This window comes from Bradyrhizobium sp. McL0616, assembly GCF_049993385.1.
Taxonomy (GTDB): Bacteria; Pseudomonadota; Alphaproteobacteria; order Rhizobiales; family Xanthobacteraceae; genus Bradyrhizobium.
Map to the genome: position 1 here is coordinate 5326108 of NZ_CP188255.1, position 20770 is coordinate 5346877.

At 63.4% G+C, this 20770-nt stretch carries 19 protein-coding genes; 7 read left to right on the forward strand and 12 right to left on the reverse strand.

Translation table 11 applies throughout. The features are described 5' to 3' along the window. Positions 1–18: 18 nt before the first annotated feature. From ACPPVR_RS26060 to ACPPVR_RS26070, 3 genes are read right to left on the reverse strand one after another with little or no spacing between them, the layout of a single operon-like run. On the reverse strand, positions 19–1080 hold the full coding sequence (locus tag ACPPVR_RS26060) for an enoyl-CoA hydratase/isomerase family protein (RefSeq protein WP_426609425.1): 1062 nt from the start codon (positions 1078–1080) through the stop codon (positions 19–21). Then, on the reverse strand, positions 1077–2222 hold the full coding sequence (locus ACPPVR_RS26065; protein ID WP_426616185.1) for an isobutyryl-CoA dehydrogenase: 1146 nt from the start codon (positions 2220–2222) through the stop codon (positions 1077–1079). The genes ACPPVR_RS26060 and ACPPVR_RS26065 overlap by 4 nt, the downstream gene beginning before the upstream one ends. Positions 2223–2244: 22 nt before the next feature. Continuing rightward, positions 2245–3741 (reverse strand): CoA-acylating methylmalonate-semialdehyde dehydrogenase, encoded by a 1497-nt coding sequence (locus ACPPVR_RS26070; protein ID WP_426609426.1) that lies wholly within the window; start codon positions 3739–3741, stop codon positions 2245–2247. 98 nt (positions 3742–3839) lie between these two features. Between ACPPVR_RS26070 and ACPPVR_RS26075 the strand changes: the two genes are divergently transcribed. Next, positions 3840–4754 carry a LysR family transcriptional regulator gene (locus ACPPVR_RS26075; RefSeq protein WP_426609427.1) on the forward strand — a complete coding sequence of 305 codons (915 nt, stop codon included), beginning with the start codon at positions 3840–3842 and terminating at the stop codon, positions 4752–4754. 95 nt (positions 4755–4849) lie between these two features. Here ACPPVR_RS26075 and ACPPVR_RS26080 read toward each other — a convergent pair whose 3' ends face one another. Both ACPPVR_RS26080 and ACPPVR_RS26085 read right to left on the reverse strand, forming a co-directional pair. Beyond that, positions 4850–5470, reverse strand: a complete 621-nt coding sequence (locus ACPPVR_RS26080) for a TetR/AcrR family transcriptional regulator (protein ID WP_426609428.1) — start codon at positions 5468–5470, stop codon at positions 4850–4852. Positions 5471–5529: 59 nt separating this feature from the next. Continuing rightward, positions 5530–6069: a PaaI family thioesterase gene (locus tag ACPPVR_RS26085; RefSeq protein WP_426609429.1), complete on the reverse strand. Its 540-nt coding sequence runs from the start codon at positions 6067–6069 to the stop codon at positions 5530–5532. 156 nt (positions 6070–6225) lie between these two features. On the opposite strand from ACPPVR_RS26085, the gene ACPPVR_RS26090 reads away from it, so the two are divergent. The 3 genes from ACPPVR_RS26090 to ACPPVR_RS26100 all read left to right on the forward strand — a co-directional run bounded on the left by ACPPVR_RS26090 (position 6226) and on the right by ACPPVR_RS26100 (position 9737). Continuing rightward, positions 6226–6996, forward strand: a complete 771-nt coding sequence (locus ACPPVR_RS26090; RefSeq protein ID WP_426609430.1) for an enoyl-CoA hydratase — start codon at positions 6226–6228, stop codon at positions 6994–6996. A gap of 136 nt (positions 6997–7132) precedes the next feature. Further along, a complete protein-coding gene (locus tag ACPPVR_RS26095; protein ID WP_426609431.1) occupies positions 7133–8329 on the forward strand; it encodes an acetyl-CoA C-acyltransferase in 1197 nt (398 codons plus the stop codon). Between the two features lie 112 nt (positions 8330–8441). After that, positions 8442–9737: an MFS transporter gene (locus tag ACPPVR_RS26100; protein WP_426609432.1), complete on the forward strand. Its 1296-nt coding sequence runs from the start codon at positions 8442–8444 to the stop codon at positions 9735–9737. 33 nt (positions 9738–9770) lie between these two features. Here the strand turns inward: ACPPVR_RS26100 and ACPPVR_RS26105 are convergent, their stop codons facing one another. The 3 genes from ACPPVR_RS26105 to ACPPVR_RS26115 form a co-directional block, all read right to left on the reverse strand. Then, a complete protein-coding gene (locus ACPPVR_RS26105; protein ID WP_426609433.1) occupies positions 9771–11120 on the reverse strand; it encodes a carbohydrate porin in 1350 nt (449 codons plus the stop codon). Between the two features lie 76 nt (positions 11121–11196). Beyond that, the gene (locus tag ACPPVR_RS26110; protein ID WP_426609434.1) at positions 11197–12216 is read right to left on the reverse strand and encodes a transporter; all 1020 of its coding nucleotides are present in this window, start codon (positions 12214–12216) and stop codon (positions 11197–11199) included. A 108-nt stretch (positions 12217–12324) separates the two neighbouring features. Beyond that, positions 12325–13107, reverse strand: a complete 783-nt coding sequence (locus ACPPVR_RS26115; protein WP_426609435.1) for an acetoacetate decarboxylase — start codon at positions 13105–13107, stop codon at positions 12325–12327. 281 nt (positions 13108–13388) lie between these two features. On the opposite strand from ACPPVR_RS26115, the gene ACPPVR_RS26120 reads away from it, so the two are divergent. After that, on the forward strand, positions 13389–14555 hold the full coding sequence (locus ACPPVR_RS26120) for a patatin-like phospholipase family protein (protein ID WP_426609436.1): 1167 nt from the start codon (positions 13389–13391) through the stop codon (positions 14553–14555). 440 nt (positions 14556–14995) lie between these two features. Then, positions 14996–16369: an aldehyde dehydrogenase family protein gene (locus ACPPVR_RS26125; protein WP_426609437.1), complete on the forward strand. Its 1374-nt coding sequence runs from the start codon at positions 14996–14998 to the stop codon at positions 16367–16369. A 36-nt stretch (positions 16370–16405) separates the two neighbouring features. On the opposite strand, the gene ACPPVR_RS26130 is transcribed toward ACPPVR_RS26125, so the two are convergent. The 4 genes from ACPPVR_RS26130 to ACPPVR_RS26145 all read right to left on the reverse strand — a co-directional run bounded on the left by ACPPVR_RS26130 (position 16406) and on the right by ACPPVR_RS26145 (position 20098). Then, positions 16406–17068 carry a TadE/TadG family type IV pilus assembly protein gene (locus ACPPVR_RS26130; RefSeq protein WP_426609438.1) on the reverse strand — a complete coding sequence of 221 codons (663 nt, stop codon included), beginning with the start codon at positions 17066–17068 and terminating at the stop codon, positions 16406–16408. Positions 17069–17080: 12 nt separating this feature from the next. Then, positions 17081–17638 carry a TadE/TadG family type IV pilus assembly protein gene (locus ACPPVR_RS26135; protein WP_426609439.1) on the reverse strand — a complete coding sequence of 186 codons (558 nt, stop codon included), beginning with the start codon at positions 17636–17638 and terminating at the stop codon, positions 17081–17083. A gap of 9 nt (positions 17639–17647) precedes the next feature. After that, positions 17648–19072, reverse strand: a complete 1425-nt coding sequence (locus tag ACPPVR_RS26140) for a TadE/TadG family type IV pilus assembly protein (RefSeq protein WP_426609440.1) — start codon at positions 19070–19072, stop codon at positions 17648–17650. A gap of 480 nt (positions 19073–19552) precedes the next feature. Further along, positions 19553–20098 carry a hypothetical protein gene (locus tag ACPPVR_RS26145; RefSeq protein ID WP_426609441.1) on the reverse strand — a complete coding sequence of 182 codons (546 nt, stop codon included), beginning with the start codon at positions 20096–20098 and terminating at the stop codon, positions 19553–19555. 379 nt (positions 20099–20477) lie between these two features. Between ACPPVR_RS26145 and ACPPVR_RS26150 the strand changes: the two genes are divergently transcribed. Continuing rightward, the gene (locus tag ACPPVR_RS26150) at positions 20478–20753 is read left to right on the forward strand and encodes a DUF3303 domain-containing protein (RefSeq protein WP_426609442.1); all 276 of its coding nucleotides are present in this window, start codon (positions 20478–20480) and stop codon (positions 20751–20753) included. Positions 20754–20770: the final 17 nt, after the last annotated feature.

Consider the following 20770-nt stretch of genomic DNA (forward strand, 5'->3'; position numbering starts at 1 on the left):
CTCCGCTATCAGCTGTTGTTAGTTGAACTTCAATTCGTCGGCGCCGATCTCGGCGAGATAATGCGCGAGCAGGTCCGGCGTCACGTCTTCGATCCGTCGCGGCAACCAGATCGGATTGCGGTCCTTGTCGATCACGGCGGCGCGCACGCCTTCGCGGAAATCGTCGCTGCGGAAGACCTCCAGCGCAGCGCGATATTCGCGCACCAGGCATTCTTCCAGGCTCGATGCCTTACGCGCCAGCCGCAGCAGCTTCAACGTCACCACCATGCCGCGCGGCGACTTCTCATTGAGAGTCTTGAGCGTCGCCAGCGCAAACTCGGAGCCGTCGCGCTTGAGCGCGGCGACGATGTCCTCCATGCGATCGAAGCCGAATAGCGCGTCGATCATCGGCTGCTTCCCCGCGACCGGACCCGCGGCATCGCCGGTCGCGAAGCTGTTGATGAGCTTGCTGACCTCCGTCGCGGTCACACCAGAGCGAACCTTCGTCAGCGCCTCGCGCAGCTCGGACCATTTCGCGGCCGGCACCACCGCGTCCGCAAATCTTGCGTGGATCGCGTCCGGCCCGTTCATGGTCTGGCCGGTCAGCCCGAAATAAGTGCCGATCTCGCCCGGCGAGTGCGACAGCAGCCAGGTGCCGCCGACGTCGGGGAAGAAGCCGAGGCCGACTTCGGGCATTGCCAGCCTGGTGCGATCGGTGACGACGCGATGGCTGGCATGGCCGGACAGGCCCACGCCACCGCCCATCACCAGACCATCCATGAATGCAATATATGGCTTCGGATACTTCGCGATCCGCGCATTCATGACGTATTCCTGGCGCCAGAACCGCGCGCCGAGATCGCCGCCGTCGCGCGAGCTCTCCCAGAGCCCGCGGATGTCGCCGCCGGCGCAGAGACCTCGCTCGCCGGCGCCTTCCAGCACGATCACGGCGACCTCCGGATCGGCCTCGAACTTATCGAGCGCCGCGTCGATGCCGATGGACATCTCCAGCGTCATGGCGTTGATCGCCTTGGGCCGGTTGAGCCGGATCACGCCCGCCGCGCCCTCGCGGCGAACGACGAGATCGCCCTCTTCCGTCATCGCGCGCCCTCGATCAATTTGCGCGCCACGATCAGCCGCATGATTTCATTAGTGCCCTCGAGGATCTGGTGCACGCGCAAATCGCGCACGATCTTCTCGATGCCGTATTCGCTGAGATAACCATAGCCGCCGTGGAGTTGGAGCGCCTGGTTGGCGACCTCGAAGCCGGCATCGGTGCCGAAGCGCTTTGCCATCGCGCACAGCATGGTGGCGTCCGGATCCTTCCGGTCGAGCGCGGCAGCGGCGCGCCACAGGAACGTGCGCGCGGCCTCGAGCTCGATCGCCATGTCGGCAAGACGGAATTGCAGCGCCTGGAACTCGTCGAGTCGCTTTCCAAACGCCTTGCGCTCTTTCATGTAGGCGCGCGCCTTGTCGAGCGCGGCCTGCGCGCCGCCGAGCGAGCAGGCCGTGATGTTGAGGCGACCGCCGTCAAGGCCGGCCATTGCGATCTTGAAGCCGATCCCCTCATCGCCCAGCCGGCTGGCGACGGGCACACGCGCGTTCTCGAAAATGACCGCGCGGGTCGGCTGCGCATTCCAGCCCATCTTGCGCTCGTTGGCGCCGAAGGAAACACCGGGCGTCTTGCCGTCGATGACCAGCGTCGAGATGCCGCCGGGACCGTCGCCGCCAGTGCGCACCATCGCCACCAGCAGATCAGTACCGCCGGCGCCCGAGATGAACTGCTTCTGGCCATTCAGTACATAGTGATCGCCGTCACGCACCGCGCGGGTGCGCAGTGCGGCCGCGTCAGAGCCGGCGCCCGGCTCGGTCAGGCAATAGCTCGCGACCAGCTCCATGGTGCAGAGCTTCGGCAGCCATGTGTGGCGCTGGGTATCGCTGCCATAGGCGTCGATCATCCAGGACGCCATGTTGTGGATGGAGATGAAGGCCGAGGTGGTCGGGCAGCCCGTCGCCAGCGCCTCGAAAATCAGCGCCGCGTCGAACCGCGTCATGGCGGAGCCGCCGACATCCTCGCGGATGTAGATGCCGCCCATGCCGAGGGTTGCCGCCTCGCGCATCACATCGACGGGGAAATGCTTTTCCTCGTCCCAGCGCAGCGCATGCGGCGCGATCTTCTCGGCCGCAAACGCCAACGCCATATCGCGAACCGCGACCTGATCCTCGTTCAGAGCGAACTGCATCATCGCCTCGCTCTTGAGAGGATCACTTCATCAGCGGGATCGAGAACTCCGCACCTTCCTTGACGCCGGACGGCCAGCGCGAGGTCACCGTCTTGGTCTTGGTGTAGAAGCGGACCGAGTCCGGGCCGTGCTGGTTGAGGTCGCCGAAACCGGACTTCTTCCAGCCACCGAAGGTGTAATAGGCGATCGGCACCGGAATCGGCACGTTGATGCCGACCATGCCGACATTCACCTTGGCCGCGAAGTCGCGCGCGGCGTCGCCGTCGCGGGTGAAGATCGCAACGCCATTGCCGTAATCATGCTCGGACGGCAGCGCCAGCGCTTCCTTGTAATCGTGCGCGCGCACGACCGAGAGCACGGGGCCAAAGATCTCTTCCTTGTAGATCCGCATGTCCTTGGTGACGTTGTCGAACAACGAACCGCCGAGATAAAAACCCTTCTCGTAGCCCTGCATCTTGAAGCCGCGGCCGTCGACGGCGAGCGTCGCGCCTTCCTTGATGCCGATGTCGATGTAGCCCTTGACCTTCTCGACCGCCTCGCGCGTCACCAGCGGACCGTAGTCGGCGGAGGGATCGATCGAGGTGCCGATCTTGAGGCTCTCGACGCGCGGGATCAGCTTTTCCATCAGGCGATCGGCGGTGGTCTTGCCGACAGGGACCGCGACGGAGACGGCCATGCAGCGCTCGCCGGCCGAGCCGTAGCCCGCTCCGATCAGCGCGTCGACCGCCTGGTCCATGTCGGCGTCCGGCATGATGATGGCGTGGTTCTTGGCGCCGCCAAAACACTGGCAGCGCTTGCCGGTCTGGGCCGCGCGCTCATAGATGTACTGCGCGATCGGCGTGGAGCCGACGAAGCCGATGGCCTTGATATCGGGATCGTCGAGGATGGCGTCGACCGCTTCCTTGTCGCCGTTGACGACGTTGAGGATGCCGGCCGGCAGGCCCGCCTCGATCATCAGTTCGGCGAGCATCATCGGCACGCCGGGATCGCGCTCCGAGGGCTTCAGGATGAAGGCGTTGCCGCAGGCGATCGCCGGCGCGAACTTCCACATCGGGATCATCGCCGGGAAATTAAACGGCGTGATGCCGGCAACGACGCCGAGCGCCTGGCGCATCGAGTAGATGTCGATGCCGGGGCCGGCGCCTTCGGTGTATTCGCCCTTCATCAAATGCGGGATGCCGCAGGCGAATTCCGCGACTTCAAGGCCGCGCTGGATGTCGCCCTTGGCGTCGGGCACGGTCTTGCCGTGCTCGCGCGCGAGCAGCTCGGCGAGCTTGTCGTAATCGCGCTGCACCAGTTCGACGAACCTCATCATGACGCGGGCGCGGCGCTGCGGGTTGGTCGCGGCCCATTCCGGCTGCGCGGCGCGGGCGTTTTCCACGGCGCTGCGGACTTCGGCCTTGGACGCCAGCGCTACCTTGGCCTGGACGTCACCGGTCATCGGCTCGAAAACGTCGGCGGTGCGGCCCGAGGTGCCCTTGACCTCCTTGCCACCGATGAAATGTCCGACTGAACGCATGGAATGATCTCCTTGAGGCCTGATCCGCTTTGACAAACCCTATCGACCTGCATTTTATAGGATTCAAGTCTGATAAATTGCACCATAGATGTGCGAAAATGCTGGATCAAGGTCACATCGACTGGGACGACTTCCGCTTCGTGCTGGCCATCGTGCGGGGCGGCTCGGTTTCGGCTGCGGCAAAGCAGCTCGGCGTGGACCACGCCACGGTGATCCGCCGCGTCGATCGGCTGGAAAAGCACCTCTCGGCCAAGCTGTTTGACCGGCGCAAGACCGGCTATCTCCTGACCGAGGCTGGCCAGCGCGTCGCCGACAGCGCGGAAGCGATGGAATCGACCATCGTCGCCAACCAGGAACAGGTCGGCGGCTCGGTGGCACGGCTGACCGGCACGGTGCGGATCGGTGCGCCCGACGGATTTGGCACCGCCTTCCTCGCCCCTCGCCTCGCACCGTTCGCTGACCGTTACCCCGACCTCGACCTGCAACTTGTCGCCACCGCGCGGCTGTTCAGTCTCTCCAAGCGCGAGGCTGACATCGCCATCAGCCTGACCATGCCGAAGGAAGGCCGCATCGTCAGACGCAAGCTGCTCGACTACCGCCTCGGGCTTTATGCCGCGCCTGGCTATCTCGACCGCTTTCCGAAGATCACCTCACGCGAGGTGCTGCCGCAGCACCGCTTCGTCGGCTACATCGAGGAATTGCTGTTCACGCCGGAACTCGACTATCTGCCGCAGGTGTCGCCGCGAATCTCCGCACGTCTCCGCAGCGCCAATCTGATCGCGCAGCTCAACGCCACGCTGGCCGGCTTCGGCATCGCGGTGCTGCCGCACTTCATGGCGAGCGACTATCCGCAGCTTGTGGCGGTGCTGCCGGACGAGGTCTCGATCACCCGGACGTTCTGGATGCTGATGCACGCCGACAGCAAGGATCTGGCACGGATCAGGGCGGTCGCGGATTACATCAGCGAGATCGTGGAGCGTGAGCGGGCGCTGTTTGCCGGGCGGCCTTCGTAGGGGGCAAAGCGAAGCTTGCCCACCACTTCTCTCGCAATCGCGGAGAGATGGTGGGCACGGCGCAAGCGCGCCTTTGCCTACACTACGGCATCCCGCTAGTTCTGCTTCGCCTTCTTCGCCGCCGTCACCTTCGGCTCGCGCCGCGACCCATCCAGCGCACTGTCCTTGCCAGCCTTGAGCACTTCATCCGACAACTCGCTCGAGCCGGCAATCCGCGCCAGCAGCATGGTGCCGGCCATCGTCGCCAGCGTCGCGATCGCCTGCTTTCGTGCAGTCTTGCGCGACATCTCGGGAATAAAGCCCACCATCATCTCGATCATCTCGTCGAGCTTGCCGGCAAAGGCTTTTCGCGTCTTCGGGCTCTCGCGCGAGATCTCGGAGCCGAGCGCCGGAATCGAGCAGCCATGGCCGGGATTGTCGCGATGCAGCGCGGAGAGATAGGTCTCGACGATCTGGCTGAGCCGCTTTTCCGGTGCGACTTGATCGGACTGCTTGCGCCAGTGTTCCATCGAGCGGTCCATGGCGTAGGCAAAGGCCTCGATCACCAGCGCCTCGCGGGAATCGAAATGCGCATAGAAGCCGCCATGGGTGAGGCCCGCCTCCTTCATGAGGTCGGCGACGCCGATGCCATGGGCGCCCTTTTCGCGCAGCCGAACTGACGCCTTCTTCACGATGCGATCGTGGGTTTCCTGCTTGTGTTCCCGGGAATAGCGCATGCGGCTCTCATTGGATGTCAGAGGTCATCTAATAACACGTATATCGGCCGAACGTCGCATTAATTCCCGGTAAAATTGCCGCCGATCATCGAAAAGGTTGCAGTTGCATGAACCGCGAGCGCGCCCTTGCCGTCCCGAACGAAGCCCTCGGTGTAGCTGGTCTGGCGCCCGAGCTTGATCACCTTGCCCTCGGCCGAGATCAGTCCGGAACGGACCGAGAGCGGGCGCAGGAAGGTCATCTTGAGATCGAGGGTGACCGAGCCCTGCCCGGCCTCCAACCGCGTCGAAATCGCGCAGCCCATGGCGGTGTCGATCAGCGCGGCGGCGGTCGCCCCGTGCAGAAGGCCGATAGTATTTTCGAGGTCTTCGCGCGGCTCCAGTTCCATCACGATCCGGCCCGGCTCGACCACGGCCATGATGAAACCGATCAGCTTCGCGAAGGGCGGCGGCGGCAGCCGACCGTCGCGAATCCCCAGCATGGCGTCCATGCCCGATAGCCCCATCGCCGCTTTCGCAACCGGCGCAGGAACCTGCCAGTCCACCACGCGCTCGCGCCGCTGTGCTGGCGAAAACAGGTCAAGTTGATCAGGCTCGGTCATGGAGGCCTCTTTTGAATGATTAACGTCATACTATGCTGCGAACTTGGCGCTGGCAACTCCGTCTCCCCGGCCCGCTTGACAAGCGGAAGATTTCGGCCCGGAAGTGATCTCGACCGGCGCGCCTCGCGCATGTCCACGAAACCTTCGAGATTCCTGATGGAAATGCTCAACAACCACTGCGGCGTGACGCGCGACGCGCGCGGCGTCGTCCATGTCGCGATTTGCAACGCCGGCTCGCTGAATATTCTAGGCTCGCCCGTCACCGACGCAGTCCGCGAAGGTGTGCAGCAGCTCTCCTCCGATCGCAGCATCCGCGTGCTGGTGCTGCGCGGCCAGAGCGAGAAGAGCATGATCGGCGGCGCCGATATCAAGGAGATGGCCAAGCTCGACCAGACATCCGCCGAAGCCTTCATCAGCCGCCTGCGCGATCTGTGCGAGGCCGTGCGCCAGTTCCCCGCGCCCGTGATCGCACGCATGCCCGGCTGGTGCCTCGGCGGTGGGCTCGAAGTCGCGGCTGCCTGCGACTTTCGGATCGCGGCGCATGATGCGCATTTCGGTATGCCGGAGGTGCGCGTCGGCATTCCTTCGGTGATCCACGCGGCACTGCTGCCGCGCCTGATCGGCTGGGCCCGCGCGCGCTGGCTGGTGATGACGGCGGAGAACGTCGACGCACCGACGGCGCTGGCCTGGGGTCTGGTCGACAAGGTCGCGCCGGAGGGCGGATTGGATGCCGCGGTCGAGCACCTCGTGACAGCGCTGCTCGAATGCGGCCCCGAGGCGCTACGCTCGCAGAAAGCGCTGCTGCGACAGTGGGAGGAACTGCCGCTGACGGAGTCGGTGAACCTCAGTGTGAAGGTGTTCGGCGAGTCGTTCCTGACGGACGAGCCGACGCGGCTGATGCAGGCGTTTGTGAATCGGAAGCGGTAGAGCTCTCCGCCTCCTCCGATCGCACGAGCAAATCTCATCCGAACCACGACAATTTCTCATGCTGGCCGCGGTTGCATTTTTTGCGCCGCATCATATGATGATCATAATCTTACCCGTCATCGCAGAGAGTTTTGTCATGGCCGAAGCCGCCGATCCCGTTGTCATCGTTTCCGCTGCTCGCACCCCGCTCGGCCGCTTCATGGGCGAGCTCTCGCCGCTGGCCGCGCACAAGCTGGGCTCGCATGTGATCGGGGCTGCGCTGGAGCGCGCAAAACTCGCGCCGGAGAAGGTCGACGAGGTCTTCATGGGCTGCGTCCTGCCAGCCGGTCAGGGTCAGGCGCCAGCGCGCCAAGCGGCGCGTGCCGCCGGACTTCCCGATGCCACTGGGGCTACCACGGTCAACAAGGTCTGCGGCTCCGGCATGAAGGCGACCATGCTGGCGCACGACATCATTCGCGCCGGCTCGGCGGACATCGTCGTCTCCGGCGGCATGGAGAGCATGACCAACGCGCCCTATCTCTTGGCGAAGGCGCGGGGCGGCTATCGCGCCGGCCATGACCGCATCATCGACCACATGATGATGGATGGTCTGGAGGACGCCTACGAGACCGGCCGCTCCATGGGCGATTTCGGTGAGGCAACGGCGGAAGCCTATCAGTTCACCCGCAAGGATCAGGATGCCTACGCGATGGAGACGCTCAGCCGCGCGCGCAAGGCGGTCGAGGGCGGCGCTTTCAAAGCCGAGATCGCCCCGATCACGCTGACCGAGAAGGCCGGCCCGCGCGTCGTCGCCAATGACGAGCATCCGCTAAAAGTCGATCCCGCCAAGATCCCGGGACTGAAGCCGGCATTCCGCGCCAATGGTACGATCACGCCTGCGGCGTCCTCCGCCAATGCAGACGGCGCCGCCGCGCTCGTGCTGACGAAGCGGTCGCTCGCCGATCGGGGCGGCCTGCCGGCGCTCGCCGTGATCAAGGGCCACGCCACCCACAGCCAGGAGCCGCAATGGTTCACCACGGCACCGATTCCGGCGATCCGCAAGCTGCTCGACAAGGTCGGCTGGAGCGCCGGTGACGTCGACCTGTTCGAGATCAACGAGGCCTTTGCCGTGGTGGCGATGGCGGCACAGCGCGATCTCGGCATTCCCCGCGAGAAGCTGAATATCAACGGCGGCGCCTGCGCGCTCGGCCATCCCATCGGCGCCACCGGCGCGCGGCTGATCGTGACGCTGCTGCATGCGCTCGAAGCGAACAATCTCAAGCGCGGCGTCGCGGCGCTCTGCATCGGCGGCGGCGAGGCCACGGCGATCGCCGTGGAGCGTCTCGCAAACTGACGCTGAAAGTCAGAAAATGAGGGAAGTCTGGCATTTTAGCCTTCCCGCTTCCGTGCCAAAGTATAACAATGACGCGGGCCTTCCAAAACCCGCCAACCATGATTGAGGGGCAATGATTTCGAACTGGCTCGCGGCAGCGCTCGGCCGCCGCAATATCCACTACGGCTGGGTGATGGTCGGCGTGACCTTCTTCGCCGCGCTGATCAGCGCCGGCACGGTCGGCGCGCCCGGCGTGTTCATCGTTCCCCTCCAGAAAGAATTCGGCTGGAGCACGGCGCAGATTTCGTCTGCGCTGTCGATCCGATTCATCCTGTTCGGGCTGATGGCGCCATTCGCAGCCGCCCTGCTCAACCGCTACGGCCTGCGCAACGTCACGCTGACCGCGCAGCTCATCGTCGTCTCGGCGCTGGTGCTCTCGCTCGGCATGACCGAGATCTGGCAGCTCGTGGCGCTCTGGGGCGTCGTAATCGGCATCGGCACCGGCATGACCGCGCTGGTGCTGGGCGCCACCATCTCCACGCGCTGGTTTGCCGCACGGCGCGGCCTCGTCGTCGGCATTTTGACCGCGAGTGTCGCCACGGGGCAACTCGTGTTCCTGCCGCTGCTCGCAAGCCTGACCGAACGTTTCGGCTGGCGCCTCTCGCTCGGTTTCGTCTGCATCATGCTCGGCGTCTCCGCATTCGCGGTCCTGCTCGTGATGCGCGACCGGCCGAGTGATCTCGGCCTGCGCCCGTTCGGCGATGAAGGCGCCGAGCCCCTGCCCGCACCGCCGGTGAACCACGGCTCGATCACTGCAGTCGCGCTCGGCACGCTGCGCGACGCCTCGAAGTCGCGCGCGTTCTGGATCCTGTTTGCGACCTTCTTCGTCTGCGGCGCCTCGACCAACGGCCTCGTCCAGGTGCATTTGATCCCGATGTGCCTCGACTTCGGCATCCCGCAGGTGCAGGCCGCGAGCCTGCTTGCGGCGATGGGCATCTTCGACTTCTTCGGCACCATCATGTCGGGCTGGCTGTCCGACCGCTACGACAATCGCTATCTGCTGTTCTGGTACTACGGCCTGCGCGGGCTGTCGCTGATCTTCCTGCCCTTTAGCGATTTCTCGTTCTATGGGCTGTCGATCTTCGCGATGTTCTACGGGCTCGACTGGATCGCCACCGTACCGCCGACGGTGCGACTCACCGCGCAAAAGTTCGGGCCCGAGCGCGCCAATCTGGTGTTCGGCTGGATCTTTGCCGGCCATCAGCTTGGCGCCGGCACCGCGGCGTTCGGCGCCGGCCTGTCGCGGACGCTGCTGCAGAGCTATCTGCCCGCCTTCTTCGTTGCGGGTGCGCTCTGCGTGTTCGCGTCGCTGATCGTGCTGGGGCTGTCGCGGCAGCCGAAGCCGCAAGCCAAGCCGGCGATGGCGTAGACGGCGCGTGTGACTGGGCCGGCGCGAGCCGGCTCAGTACCTGATCGTGGTGGTCACCCCGAACACTGCGGCATCGCCGATCCGCGAAATGCCGGTCGGATCGTTCGGGTTCGGAATGCCGCCCGAGGGCCTGAACACGTATTGGAAGTACGGCGCAATGAGCCAGCCGGGCTTGATGTGCGCCTCGTAGATCACCTCGATCAGGGCCTCGCTGCTGCGCACCGGGCTCTGGATCCCGCCGAAAAACTGGGTGTCGACATCCAGGCTTCGTGCGGCGCCCGAAATCCGCATATAGGCCAACCCAACCCCGAACCGGTCGAGCGGACGGCCAGGGGTAAACCCGACAAAACCGACGCCGCCGTCGAGATAGAGGTCGATCAGGTTGCGATCCGGCGGACTGTAGGCGATGCGGCCGAACGCCGTGACGCCGGGGATCGACGCCGACACGGTCTTCTCGGTCGCCGTTCCCGGCGGCCGCCAGAGGGCCTGCTCCACGACCGCGTAGATTCCATAATTGCCGCGAAGCTTCGCCGGGATGCCTGATCCAGTCGGGTCCGCGAGCGAGACACCTTCCACGGTGAAGCGCTGACTGTCGAAGTCACCGAAATGATACCAGCCGCCGGGCGTGAAGTTGCCGGCGAGCGAGCTTCCACCAATATCGAGATGATAGTCGAAGTGGACCTGCCCGATGACCCAGGGCGGATCATTGATGCGAAACGCCAGACCGTGGTTGTCGCGCGTCTGCGGATCGCCGTCACCGGGCCGCGCCGGGTTGCCGTTGAACACTGCACCGAAGACGGTGACATCGTCCGAAACCGCGGCCTTGATGCGAAGGCCGGGCACCGCGATCGGCGGTGCCGGGCCGCCGGCCGGAAGGTTGCTCGCCTTGATGGCGGGCCAGCCGAAGGTGCCGTTGATGAAGAGGTCGTCAGTCTGGCTGTCGAAGAACTCGACATCGGCGGCCTGCTGGCCGGCCCTGATGCTCAGCCTATCGTTGAAGAGACTCTGCTCGAAATAGGCGTTGTAGAGCCGCTGGTCCGGAAGAGCCTCGATCTCGCTGATGGTAGCGAGGTTGTAGATGTAGTTGCGCGTCAGCCCGCGCCCGTAGATCACGTAGCCGTTGGCGTAGAAGCGGCCGCCGGTCCAGCCGACGAGCTTGTCGAGATCGGCGTCGACCGACAGATCGAGGCGGCCGAAATGGATGGCGCCGCGCGAGACCCCGCCCGACACGTTGCCGATGTTGTCGGCGATGTAGGTCGCGCCGAAATTCAGGCCTTTGTTGACGAGCCCGTCATGCCAGTCGTTGAACCATTTTGGAAACAGCCAATCAGCCGCGCTCTCGTCCTTTGCGCCTGCGAACGCGCTCGTGCTTGCGAAAAGCATCGTCGCGGCGACGAGGGAGCATCGCAACACAAATGTCTGGACAATCGCACTCACGGCTGACACCAGCTGGCATGCGCTACTTTTTGAAGATGCCGGTGCGCCGCATGAACAGATAGGCAAGGCCAATCGAACTCACCATCAGCGCCGCCGCCCAGAGAAATCCCTCGTCGACGTCGGTGAGCGGCAGGCCCTTGGTGTTCATGCCGAAGATGCCGGTGATCAGCGTCGGCGGCAGCAGCAGCGTCGTCACGATCGAGAGCGTGTGGAGATGCTTGTTGCTCTCTTCCTCGTTCTTGAAGCGCAGCTCCTCCTCGAGCAGGCGGCTCCGTTCGCGGAGCTCGACGATGTCGTGATCGAGCCCGTCCAGCCGCTGCGCCAGCTTGCCGGCCTGGATGCGCAGCCCCGGCGCCAGATGATCGGTATTCTTCTGGTCGAGGCGATGAAACAGCACGCGCAATCCGGTCAGCTGACGATGCAGCCGGACGCAGGTGCGGCGCAGCCGGCCGAGCGTGCGACGCATCTGCGGCCTGACTTCGTCGGCGAGGATGCGCTCCTCGATGCCGTCGATCTCCTGGCCAAGCTTATCGGCTATCCGGTCGAGCGTGTCGGCGACCTCGTCGACGATCTTTTCCAGGAGATGGGCGACATTGTCGACGCGGTAGCCGCCTACAAGCACCCTTCGCGTCGCATCCGCCGAGCACAGTGCCTGATGGCGCCCGCTGACCAAGAGATGCTCGGTCATGGCGAAGCGCAGGAACGCGGTCTCTTCCGTGGCGCTGTCGATGTCACGCACGAGATCAGAGAACACGCCGTAGACGCAGTGATCGATGACGTGAAGCTGCTGAAAGGTGTCGTTGGACAGCAGCAGCTCGCGTGCGAGCGGCGGCAGGCTGGAGTCCGCAATCCACGGCCGTGCGCGGGCATCGGTGAGGTTGAAATGCAACCAGAGCCGGCCGTCATGGCTGAATTCGATCGGCTGGTCGATCGGCAGCGCCTCGGCGCTGCCGTCACTGTGGAGCCGGAAGGCCCAGACGAGGCCAGGGATGGCCGGCGCAACATCCGATATCGCACTGACAAGCTTTGCCGGCTCAGCCATGCTGACCCCCACGTATGCAGCCCATGTCCGGGGGGCCGTTGGTGGCCTCCTCCGGATCTCTCGCGGGTACTCAATTACGCCGATGTTACAGTTTGATGATGGGCCGCCCTACTCTGCGGCCAAGCCCGTCGCGGCAGCCGCCTGGGCCTCCTTGACGTAGTCGTGCACCACGCGGCCGAACGGCAGCGTCAAATCGGCGATGTAGTGATGCGCGCCGATGCAGCGGCGCACCGGGAAATCCGCAACTGGCGCGTTGACATGCGGCACCAGATGCAGCCTGCCGGGCCCGATCCAGGAGCCCTTCGGCACGATGTCGATGAGGTTGATCGCGACGAGCTGGCAGATTTCGAGATGGCCGTCGACGCCGGGGATCATCTTCAGATTGATCTGCGTCTTCGACAGCGTGGCGCGGGTGAGGTCGCCGTTGCCGGCCATGCTCTCGTGCTTGTAGCCCATCGTACCCATGGCGACGAGCTGGCCGGCATATTCCAGCGTGCCCGTCAGCGTGTCCTTGACGATCTCGAGCTTTGGATGGGCGTATTTCTTGGGGAAGCCCCAGATCTCGCGGCCCGCCGCGATCGGCGGATCGTCGTCGAGATACATCTGCGAGACGAAATTGACTTCCTCGCCATGCAGGCGTGCGGGAATGACGAGGCCGGACTCGGTGTAGCTGCCGAAGCCGGAGGAATCCGGCATCCTGATCCATTCATAGTGCACGATCGGCTGGTCGATCGGCTCCAGTGGCTCAGGCAGGCCGGCGCGGATCAGGTCCGGGTCGGTCTCGTAGGTGATGACGAGGAATTCACGGTTGACGAAGCGGTACGGCCCGGCCGGATAGCTTGGCCCCGCGGCCGGCATGGACGGAAATCTCAGCAAATCTTCCCTGCGCATCGCTGGTCTCCTGTGTGATGTCTGTGACGCTCGCCCGGCGGCCATCGAGCTTATGCGAATTGCTAGCCGTCGTGATTGACCGCGATGTGAAGGATTTCCGTCAGCCGGACGACCCGGCGCCATTCCCGCTTCGGTTGACGTGCATGCAAACGATGCATCGGCCAACTTTGTCATCACGCCGTCACCGCGGGACGCAATCGTTTGGCTTGTTATTGGAGCACGATCTTCTCGGAAAACCGCGTCGCACTTTTCCGGATCATGCTCGCCAGGAGATATCGGCCATGGACGCCCGAACGTCGCAACCGACACAGCAGCTTCCCGCACGGGGCTGGCGGCCAGACCGCTGCGATCGCGTCGCGCTGGTGCTGCAAGGCGGCGGTGCGCTCGGCGCCTACCAGGCCGGCGTCTACCAGGCGCTGCACGAGGCCGGCATCGAGCCCGACTGGGTCTGCGGCGTCTCGATTGGTGCCATCAACTCCGCCATCATCGCCGGCAACCGGCCTGAGAAACGGCTCGAAGCGCTCCGCATCTTCTGGGAGCGCATCACCAACCGCAAGATCTGGCACTACACGCCGGATGGCGACGTCTTCCGCCAATGGCGCAACCTCACCAGCGCCTGGATGACGTCCGCGATGGGCCAGCCGGGCTTCTTCAGCCCGCACCAGGTCAATCCCTGGTTCAGCCCCGTCGGCGCCAGGACCGCAACGAGCTATTACGATACCGCGCCGCTCAAGGAGAGCCTGCTGGAGCTCGTCGATTTCGACCTCATCAACGAGAAGAAAATGCGCTTCGCGGTCGGTGCGGTGAACGTGCTGTCCGGCAACTTCATCTATTTCGACAACGCCCATGACGAGATCGAGCCGGAGCATATCATGGCCTCCGGCGCGCTGCCGCCGGCGCTGCCGATGGTGCGGATCGGCACCGATCATTTCTGGGACGGCGGCATCGTCTCCAACACGCCGCTCCAGCATCTGCTCGACCACGGGGATGATCTCAACTCGCTGGTGTTCCAGGTCGACTTGTTCAGCGCCCGTGGCGTGCTGCCGCGCTCGATCCAGGACGTGATGGCCCGCCACAAGGACATCATGTATTCCTCACGTACGCGCCACAACACCGACGTCTATCGCCAAACGCACAATCTCAAGGTCTTGCTCTACAAGGCGCTGGCGAAGCTTCCCGACGAACAATTGTCCGACGAGGACCGCAACCTCAAGGCAAGTCTGCGCAACATGCCGGAGATCGCGATCCTGCATCTGATCTACCAGCAGAAGGCCTATGAGGGCGACGCCAAGGATCACGAATTCTCGGGCACCTCGATGCGCGAGCACTGGGCCAGCGGCTACGAAGACACCAAGCGCACGCTGAAGCGGCGCGACTGGATTAAGATGCCCGAGGAAGGCATGGGGCTCGTGGTGCACGACGTGCATCGGGAGACGGAGAGCGCGTGAGCGGAGCCCTCAAACAAAAAACCCGAAAACAACCCCATGCACAGTAGCCGAGGCTCGGCGGATCAATGACTCGCGCGTCGGCAAGTCGGTTTGACTCGTCGGGCAAAACACCGGCAAGATGTGACGATTGCCAAATCGCACGACTGACCTGCTCCGCACCGCTGCGCGACATGGCTAGCCCCCCTGCCCCATGCCATAGACTTCGCGGTGAGAGCGTTGGGAGGCCAAGTTGATCCGCGCGGTGCAGACGGCCGGAGAGTCAGGTGCCCCCTCCCTCCGGCCCGGTGCCGACGACTGCCTGCGGAACGTCGGTTCTGCGCCGCCTGAGGCATCGGCGGTTTACGTCAATTTACCTCACGTCTCGCGGCGCGGAGCTGGACTATGAGCGTGCGACGATGCTCCAGCGCCACGCAAAGACGTGACACTCCATGGAGACGATGATGATCACAGTCGTACAGGCCTTCGACCGCAAAGAGATCACCGAGCTCGCAAGTGACGACGCCGCCGCGCTCGAGACGAAGTTCGAGACCGCACGAAAGCTGCTCGCGGACCGAAAGGCCTGGCTGAAGCCGCATCAGCGGATCTCCATTCTCAACAAGCTCGCCGATCTGGTTGCCGAGAAGCGGCAGGATTTCGGCATCCTGATCGCACGAGAGGGCGGAAAGCCGCTCACGGATGCATTGATCGAGACGGATCGGGCGATCGACGGCATCCGCTCGGCGGCGGACTTCCTGCGAACCCGCGGTGGGGTCGAGATCCCCATGGGCCTCACGCCCGCAAGCGACGGCCGGCGGGCATGGACCATCAAGGAGCCCATCGGCATCGTCGCGGCGATCTCGGCCTTCAATCATCCTCTCAACCTGATCGTTCACCAGATCGCGCCGGCGATCGCGACCGGCTGCCCGGTGATCGTGAAACCGGCAGGCACAACGCCTCTGTGCTGTGTGGAATTGGTAAAGCTTGTTCACAAGGCAGGCATGCCCGAAGGCTGGGTCCAGACGTTCCTCCCGGAGGAGCACAGCCTTCCGGAAAAATTTGCGACTGACCCGCGCGTCGCCTTCCTGAGCTTCATCGGCTCGGCGCGTGTCGGCTGGCACTTGCGATCGGTTATCACCCCCGGTGCGCGCTGCGCTCTCGAGCACGGCGGCGTCGCTCCCCTCATCATCGACCGCAGCGCCGATCTTCAGAAAATCATCGAGCCAATCGTCAAGGGGGGATACTATCACGCCGGGCAAGTGTGCGTATCGGTCCAGCGCATCTACGTGCATTCCGCGCTTCAGAAGGAATTCGTCGACAGGATTGCGGCAAGGGTCGAGGCCTTGAAGGTGGGAGATCCGACACTCCCCGAGACGGAGGTCGGACCGCTCATTACGCCGCAGGAGGTCGCGCGTGTCGAAGCCTGGATCGCCGAGGCGACCGCGGCCGGGACGCGCCAGATTGGCGGTGGGAGGTTGAGCGAGACCACCCTTCGCCCGTCGATCCTGATTTCTCCGCCGCGCGATGCGAAGGTTTCGACCCTCGAGGTGTTCGGACCGGTGACCTGCGTCTACCCCTTCGAGCACATCGACGATGCGATCGCCGAAGCCAACTCGCTTCCCGTCTCATTCCAGTCCGCCATCTTTACGCGCGATCTCGCGGTTGCACTGGATGCAGCGGAACGCCTCGACGCGGCGGCGGTGATGATCAACGATCACACCGCCTTCCGGACCGACTGGATGCCTTTCGCGGGCCGCCGCGTATCAGGACACGGCGTCGGCGGCATTCCCTATACGATGCATGAGATGACGGCGGAGAAGATGATCGTGTTCAAGTAGACGCCGGGATCGGCTCGACGACCACTCTTCTGGAAGCTAGCAGGACTTCTGTTGCAGATGTTGGATGCAGGTACAGGTCGTCGCCGTCGGATACTTCACGTCGTAATATGGAAAGTTTGAATTGGCCGGGCCATTCGTCGAGCAGCGCGGAAACAAATAATAGCTGTCGGTCAGATTTACCGTGCCGCTGATCGTGTAGCCCAGGTTCGGCGTGTAGGCATAGGACACCTCGCTCAAAATGAGCGAGATATTGGCGTTGTTGGAATTCGTCGGGTTGGGCGCGGTAAACGACGACAGCGTCATGTTCTGCCCGACCGGCCTTGCTCCCGTCGAACTGGTTGACTGGCTCCATTGCACCGTCGCCTTGCCCGTGCTGTCGGTCGAGACTTCGGAGACCGTGATCGTCATCAAGGAGGCACCGCTGCCATCCTTGACGGCATAGGGGGCCATGATGGCGCTCGACGCCGAAAGGATACTGGTCATCCGGGCCGACGTGAGCTGGGTGTTCTGCGAAATCATGTCGGCGACACTGTGGGCTGTTGCGGTGACCTTGACGTTCATCGCCAGCCCGTTCCCGAGCTCGACGCCGCCGATGTAGAGCACCAGCATGAACGGCACCACGACGGCGAACTCCGTGGCGGCAACGCCGCGATCGTCGGTCCACAGGTGCCGCGCGCGAAACGACAGGCCGGCGAGCATAGCTAACTCCTCTTAGGATGACGGTTCATTCTGGAAAGCGGCCGACGCCATGATCTGCCGGTTGCCGTTCGATATATTCGAGAGATTGAAACCGAGCGGCCCGAGGACGACGGGCCATATGTAGGTCACGCGGAGGACAACGATATCGCCGGCAGTCCCGGGATTGAACTGCCAGACATTGTTGACCGCCCCCGTGCTGTCGAACGTCAGGGGGGGCATGCTCGTGTCCGCCGTCGTCCAGGTGTTGGCAACCTGCACGTCGACCATGATACCCGTGCAATTGAAGAAGATCACGATCTGATCGCAGACCTTCTGCTTGAATGCGGCCTGCGTCATCTGCGCAGACTGGACTTGCCCCGTCATGACGAGGCGCGCGGATTGATGCACCACGGATTCGAGCAGCTCCTGGGCAAAGAAGACGAGGAACGTCTGAATGAGCGCGATGATGAGAGCGAGGAACGGCGCGGCAACCAGCGCGAACTCGACCGCCGTGGCGCCCTTGTTGTCCCCCGCGAAAGCGGCGCAGCGATTGCGGCGTCTCTTCCTTGATGCTGCTCCCGATCCGGTCATGCGGCTGTCCTACTGCATAAGGCTGGCTGTGCTTGACGCAACCTTGATGAAGAGGTTCGTCAGCGCTGCGGAAATGTCGCCGCCGTTCTGGACGTCCGCAAACAGGCCGGGCGATGCGCAGGATTGCAGCCGTTGTGCGATCGTGCCGGTGGAGGACGACGGATTGTTGAATTGTGAGATGCGGCTCTGGTACCAGCTATCCGACAATTGGAGATATTCGGTGTAGAGGATCGCGATGCGAATGCCGCGGTTCTTGATTGTCGTGCAGGCCGTCGTGTCGAGCGGTTGCTGACAGCGCACGGTCGAGCCGTTGGCCGTCGGGAGCGGATAGGTGGCATTGGTGTCACAGCTGCCTCCCGTCTTCGGGATCAGCTTGTCGTCGACGCCGTCGGTGATGAGGAAGACCACCTCTTGGGGTGTATCGCCCTGCTGATTGGTGCCGGTGCCCGGTGCCGGCATCACGCTGTTGACGCCCGACAGCCCGCCCGAAATATCCGTGCCGTAATCGGTGGTGTAGACGCAGGCGCCCTTGCTGTCGACAATGGGGCAGTTCTGGTGGTCGACTGTCAGGAGCTGAATGTTGGGGATCTTCGTGCCGGCGGTGGTCGGGGTGGTCAGCGTCTGGATCGTATTGAGGCCGTAGTCGAAGGTGTAGATCGCCGCGTTGTAGGTGGTGTTGTTGAGCGCCGACATGCACTGCATGACGCCGCCCGAAACGCCCGACTGCGGGCATGTCCAAGGGCCGACGAGCAACTGCTTGACGGCATTGGTCACGAGATCGATGCGCAGCGTGATGTTGTTTGCGATCGCGACGGTCAGATTGTCCTTGTTTGAGGAGCTTGCAGCCTTGTTGTTGGGATTCTTCTCATGGCAGGCGAATGAACAGTTCGCTGCGTACGCGGGCTGATTTTTTGTGGCGGCAATCATGTTGGTGATGTCGGTCTGCGTTGCAGCAAGCGCCATCGACGGAGAATCGTCCAGCAGCAGATAGAAGTTCATGTTGGGCGCACTGGAAGCCCGCGCCGTCGACGTACCGTTGATCTGCCAGGTCTGCTGGCCGAGAACGCCCGGAAAATTATTGATGGACTGCGCGGAATACGAAACCGTGATGGTCCGCTGGAGACCGGAATCGACGACAGCGACCGTCGGTGTCGGAACCGATTGGAGGCCCGCAATATTCGCCTTCGCTGCAAAGACGGCTGTCGCGGTTGCCTTGACGACATTGTCGTCGGTCTGCGTCAGCATCGCCGGCCGCACGGCCGCGACTGCCGCTGCGTCCGCGGCCGCGTCCAACTGCCCCTTCTTGCGCAGGGCCAGCGTGTAGTCGAGCGCCATGCCCAGCAGAAAGATGGTCGGAACCATCATGAGCGCGAAGATGATCGCGACGTTCGCCTTCCGATTTTCCGCAAAACGAAGCACTGCGCGGCGGAGCATGACCGTTATCCTGTTTGCCGTCGGCGCGGCCAAAACCGTTCCCTGGAATTTTCCACCGGAGCAGGATCGTCAGATTCCCACCGCCGGCCACTGGCTCGTCACGGGCGGAAATATGGATATGAGCTTCTTAAGCATCACTTACGGGCACTCCATAAACACGGACTGCCACGGAATGAGATGTGTCATATTGAGAACGCATCGTTAACGCCGCTTAAACGGATTGGTTGATTTTGAAGGGACGGGGGTATCCGGGGAGCGCTATCGCACATGAAGGCATGCGTCGCGGAAAGCTCGCCCGTAGCCCATCCTTCGAGACGCGGGCCCTCAGGATGGGGTCGCGTCTTGCGGCAATGTCAAACCTTCATGGTGAGGCGCCCGCCAAAGCGGGCGTCTCGAACCATTTGATGGCTCGCCGCCGCCGCAGGCATGTTCAGGCGGCGGCGAACGCGTCACGCATCGACACTGACGTCGGCTTTCTCTTCAGGTCGCCGTACCGCGCGGGTTGACGACCGTATAACCCCGCAATGAACGCGCGTGAATTCTTGTGGCGTGTCCGCCCGAATTGGCGTCATACGCCATCCAGGTGTCTCCGCCGACGTGCTGCTCCAGGACGAAGACGTGGCCACGTCGCGCCGCAACCATTCCCGGCGCCGGCGATGTCCGCGGAAAGCGCAGCCAGTTGGCCGCGAGATTCAATTCCGGCACGATACGCCCAAACACGCGCAGGGCCGCGCCGCAGCCGCAGAAGGACGATGGGCAACCGGCCGGCCTGCCGCCGACAATGCGAGCGCCAGAGACATCCACCGCGGCGGCGGTGCCGCCGGCGTCGGTCACTGTCAGTCGCATTGAACGGTACGCTTGTAGTGAGGTCCTGGAAACTCGCTCGCGGCGCGTTTGCGAATACGAGAAATCGCAGGGCATGGTCACATTGCATTCGGAAGCTTGTTGAAGGTGATACGGTCGTGCTTCCGAGGCGATAGAGCTGACGGCAAAGAATAAACACGCAGAAAGAACTTGCTTGAACATTGCAGGACTCCGAAATTGAAGGCCTGCCCCGGGCAAGGAGAAACCAATATCAGTTTGGCCAAAATGGGCCTAAAGAGCGGCCGAAACTGGCTGCATTTGTGCGCCGCTCTCTTCAGTTTTCATAAGCTTCACGTTGCGATCGAAATGATTAGCTCGCAGAGTACGAACGCCTGCCTTTGGGGCTTCCAACGCTTTGCGACATGCAGCCAGGTTCGCTTTGCGCCAGACGCAGAAGGTCGCGACCGTGTCCGAGAACGGTGCCCTGGATCAAACTAACGCCCCCGTTCATTCGCCGTTGTTATTCGATGCGCACGCGCTATCGTGCGCAAGCGGCACAGCCGCAGCATTCATCCAATAATTCCAGTTATGGGAGAATCGCATGAAATTCATAACCACCTGGAATGTACCCCAAGGCACCTTCAATGCAGCCGTCGCCCGGTTTCTGGAAACCGGCGGCGCACCACCCGACGGCGTCAAGATGTTGGGGCGCTGGCATGGCATGAACGGACAGGGATTTGCGATCTCTGAATCGAGTGACCCCAAAGCCATGTATCGTTGGCTCGCGCAATGGGCCGACCTGCTCCCGTTGACCGTCACGCCTTGCCTCGAAGACGGAGACGCGGGCGAGGTGATGGCGTCGCTACCCAAGCGTTAATCGTCAATACTCACATC

Bases quoted from the DNA above. Each gene is read 5' to 3' on its own strand.
- ACPPVR_RS26100 (WP_426609432.1), top strand. From the start codon at position 8,442: ATGATTTCGAACTGGCTCGCGGCAGCGCTCGGCCGCCGCAATATCCAC.
- ACPPVR_RS26110 (WP_426609434.1), bottom strand. From the start codon at position 12,216: ATGGCTGAGCCGGCAAAGCTTGTCAGTGCGATATCGGATGTTGCGCCG.
- ACPPVR_RS26135 (WP_426609439.1), bottom strand. From the start codon at position 17,638: ATGACCGGATCGGGAGCAGCATCAAGGAAGAGACGCCGCAATCGCTGC.
- ACPPVR_RS26060 (WP_426609425.1), bottom strand. From the start codon at position 1,080: ATGACGGAAGAGGGCGATCTCGTCGTTCGCCGCGAGGGCGCGGCGGGC.
- ACPPVR_RS26105 (WP_426609433.1), bottom strand. From the start codon at position 11,120: ATGCTTTTCGCAAGCACGAGCGCGTTCGCAGGCGCAAAGGACGAGAGC.
- ACPPVR_RS26070 (WP_426609426.1), bottom strand. From the start codon at position 3,741: ATGCGTTCAGTCGGACATTTCATCGGTGGCAAGGAGGTCAAGGGCACC.
- ACPPVR_RS26140 (WP_426609440.1), bottom strand. From the start codon at position 19,072: ATGCTCCGCCGCGCAGTGCTTCGTTTTGCGGAAAATCGGAAGGCGAAC.
- ACPPVR_RS26085 (WP_426609429.1), bottom strand. From the start codon at position 6,069: ATGACCGAGCCTGATCAACTTGACCTGTTTTCGCCAGCACAGCGGCGC.
- ACPPVR_RS26145 (WP_426609441.1), bottom strand. From the start codon at position 20,098: ATGTTCAAGCAAGTTCTTTCTGCGTGTTTATTCTTTGCCGTCAGCTCT.
- ACPPVR_RS26065 (WP_426616185.1), bottom strand. From the start codon at position 2,222: ATGCAGTTCGCTCTGAACGAGGATCAGGTCGCGGTTCGCGATATGGCG.
- ACPPVR_RS26090 (WP_426609430.1), top strand. From the start codon at position 6,226: ATGGAAATGCTCAACAACCACTGCGGCGTGACGCGCGACGCGCGCGGC.
- ACPPVR_RS26120 (WP_426609436.1), top strand. From the start codon at position 13,389: ATGGACGCCCGAACGTCGCAACCGACACAGCAGCTTCCCGCACGGGGC.
- ACPPVR_RS26150 (WP_426609442.1), top strand. From the start codon at position 20,478: ATGAAATTCATAACCACCTGGAATGTACCCCAAGGCACCTTCAATGCA.
- ACPPVR_RS26130 (WP_426609438.1), bottom strand. From the start codon at position 17,068: ATGCTCGCCGGCCTGTCGTTTCGCGCGCGGCACCTGTGGACCGACGAT.
- ACPPVR_RS26080 (WP_426609428.1), bottom strand. From the start codon at position 5,470: ATGCGCTATTCCCGGGAACACAAGCAGGAAACCCACGATCGCATCGTG.
- ACPPVR_RS26115 (WP_426609435.1), bottom strand. From the start codon at position 13,107: ATGCGCAGGGAAGATTTGCTGAGATTTCCGTCCATGCCGGCCGCGGGG.
- ACPPVR_RS26075 (WP_426609427.1), top strand. From the start codon at position 3,840: ATGCTGGATCAAGGTCACATCGACTGGGACGACTTCCGCTTCGTGCTG.
- ACPPVR_RS26125 (WP_426609437.1), top strand. From the start codon at position 14,996: ATGATCACAGTCGTACAGGCCTTCGACCGCAAAGAGATCACCGAGCTC.
- ACPPVR_RS26095 (WP_426609431.1), top strand. From the start codon at position 7,133: ATGGCCGAAGCCGCCGATCCCGTTGTCATCGTTTCCGCTGCTCGCACC.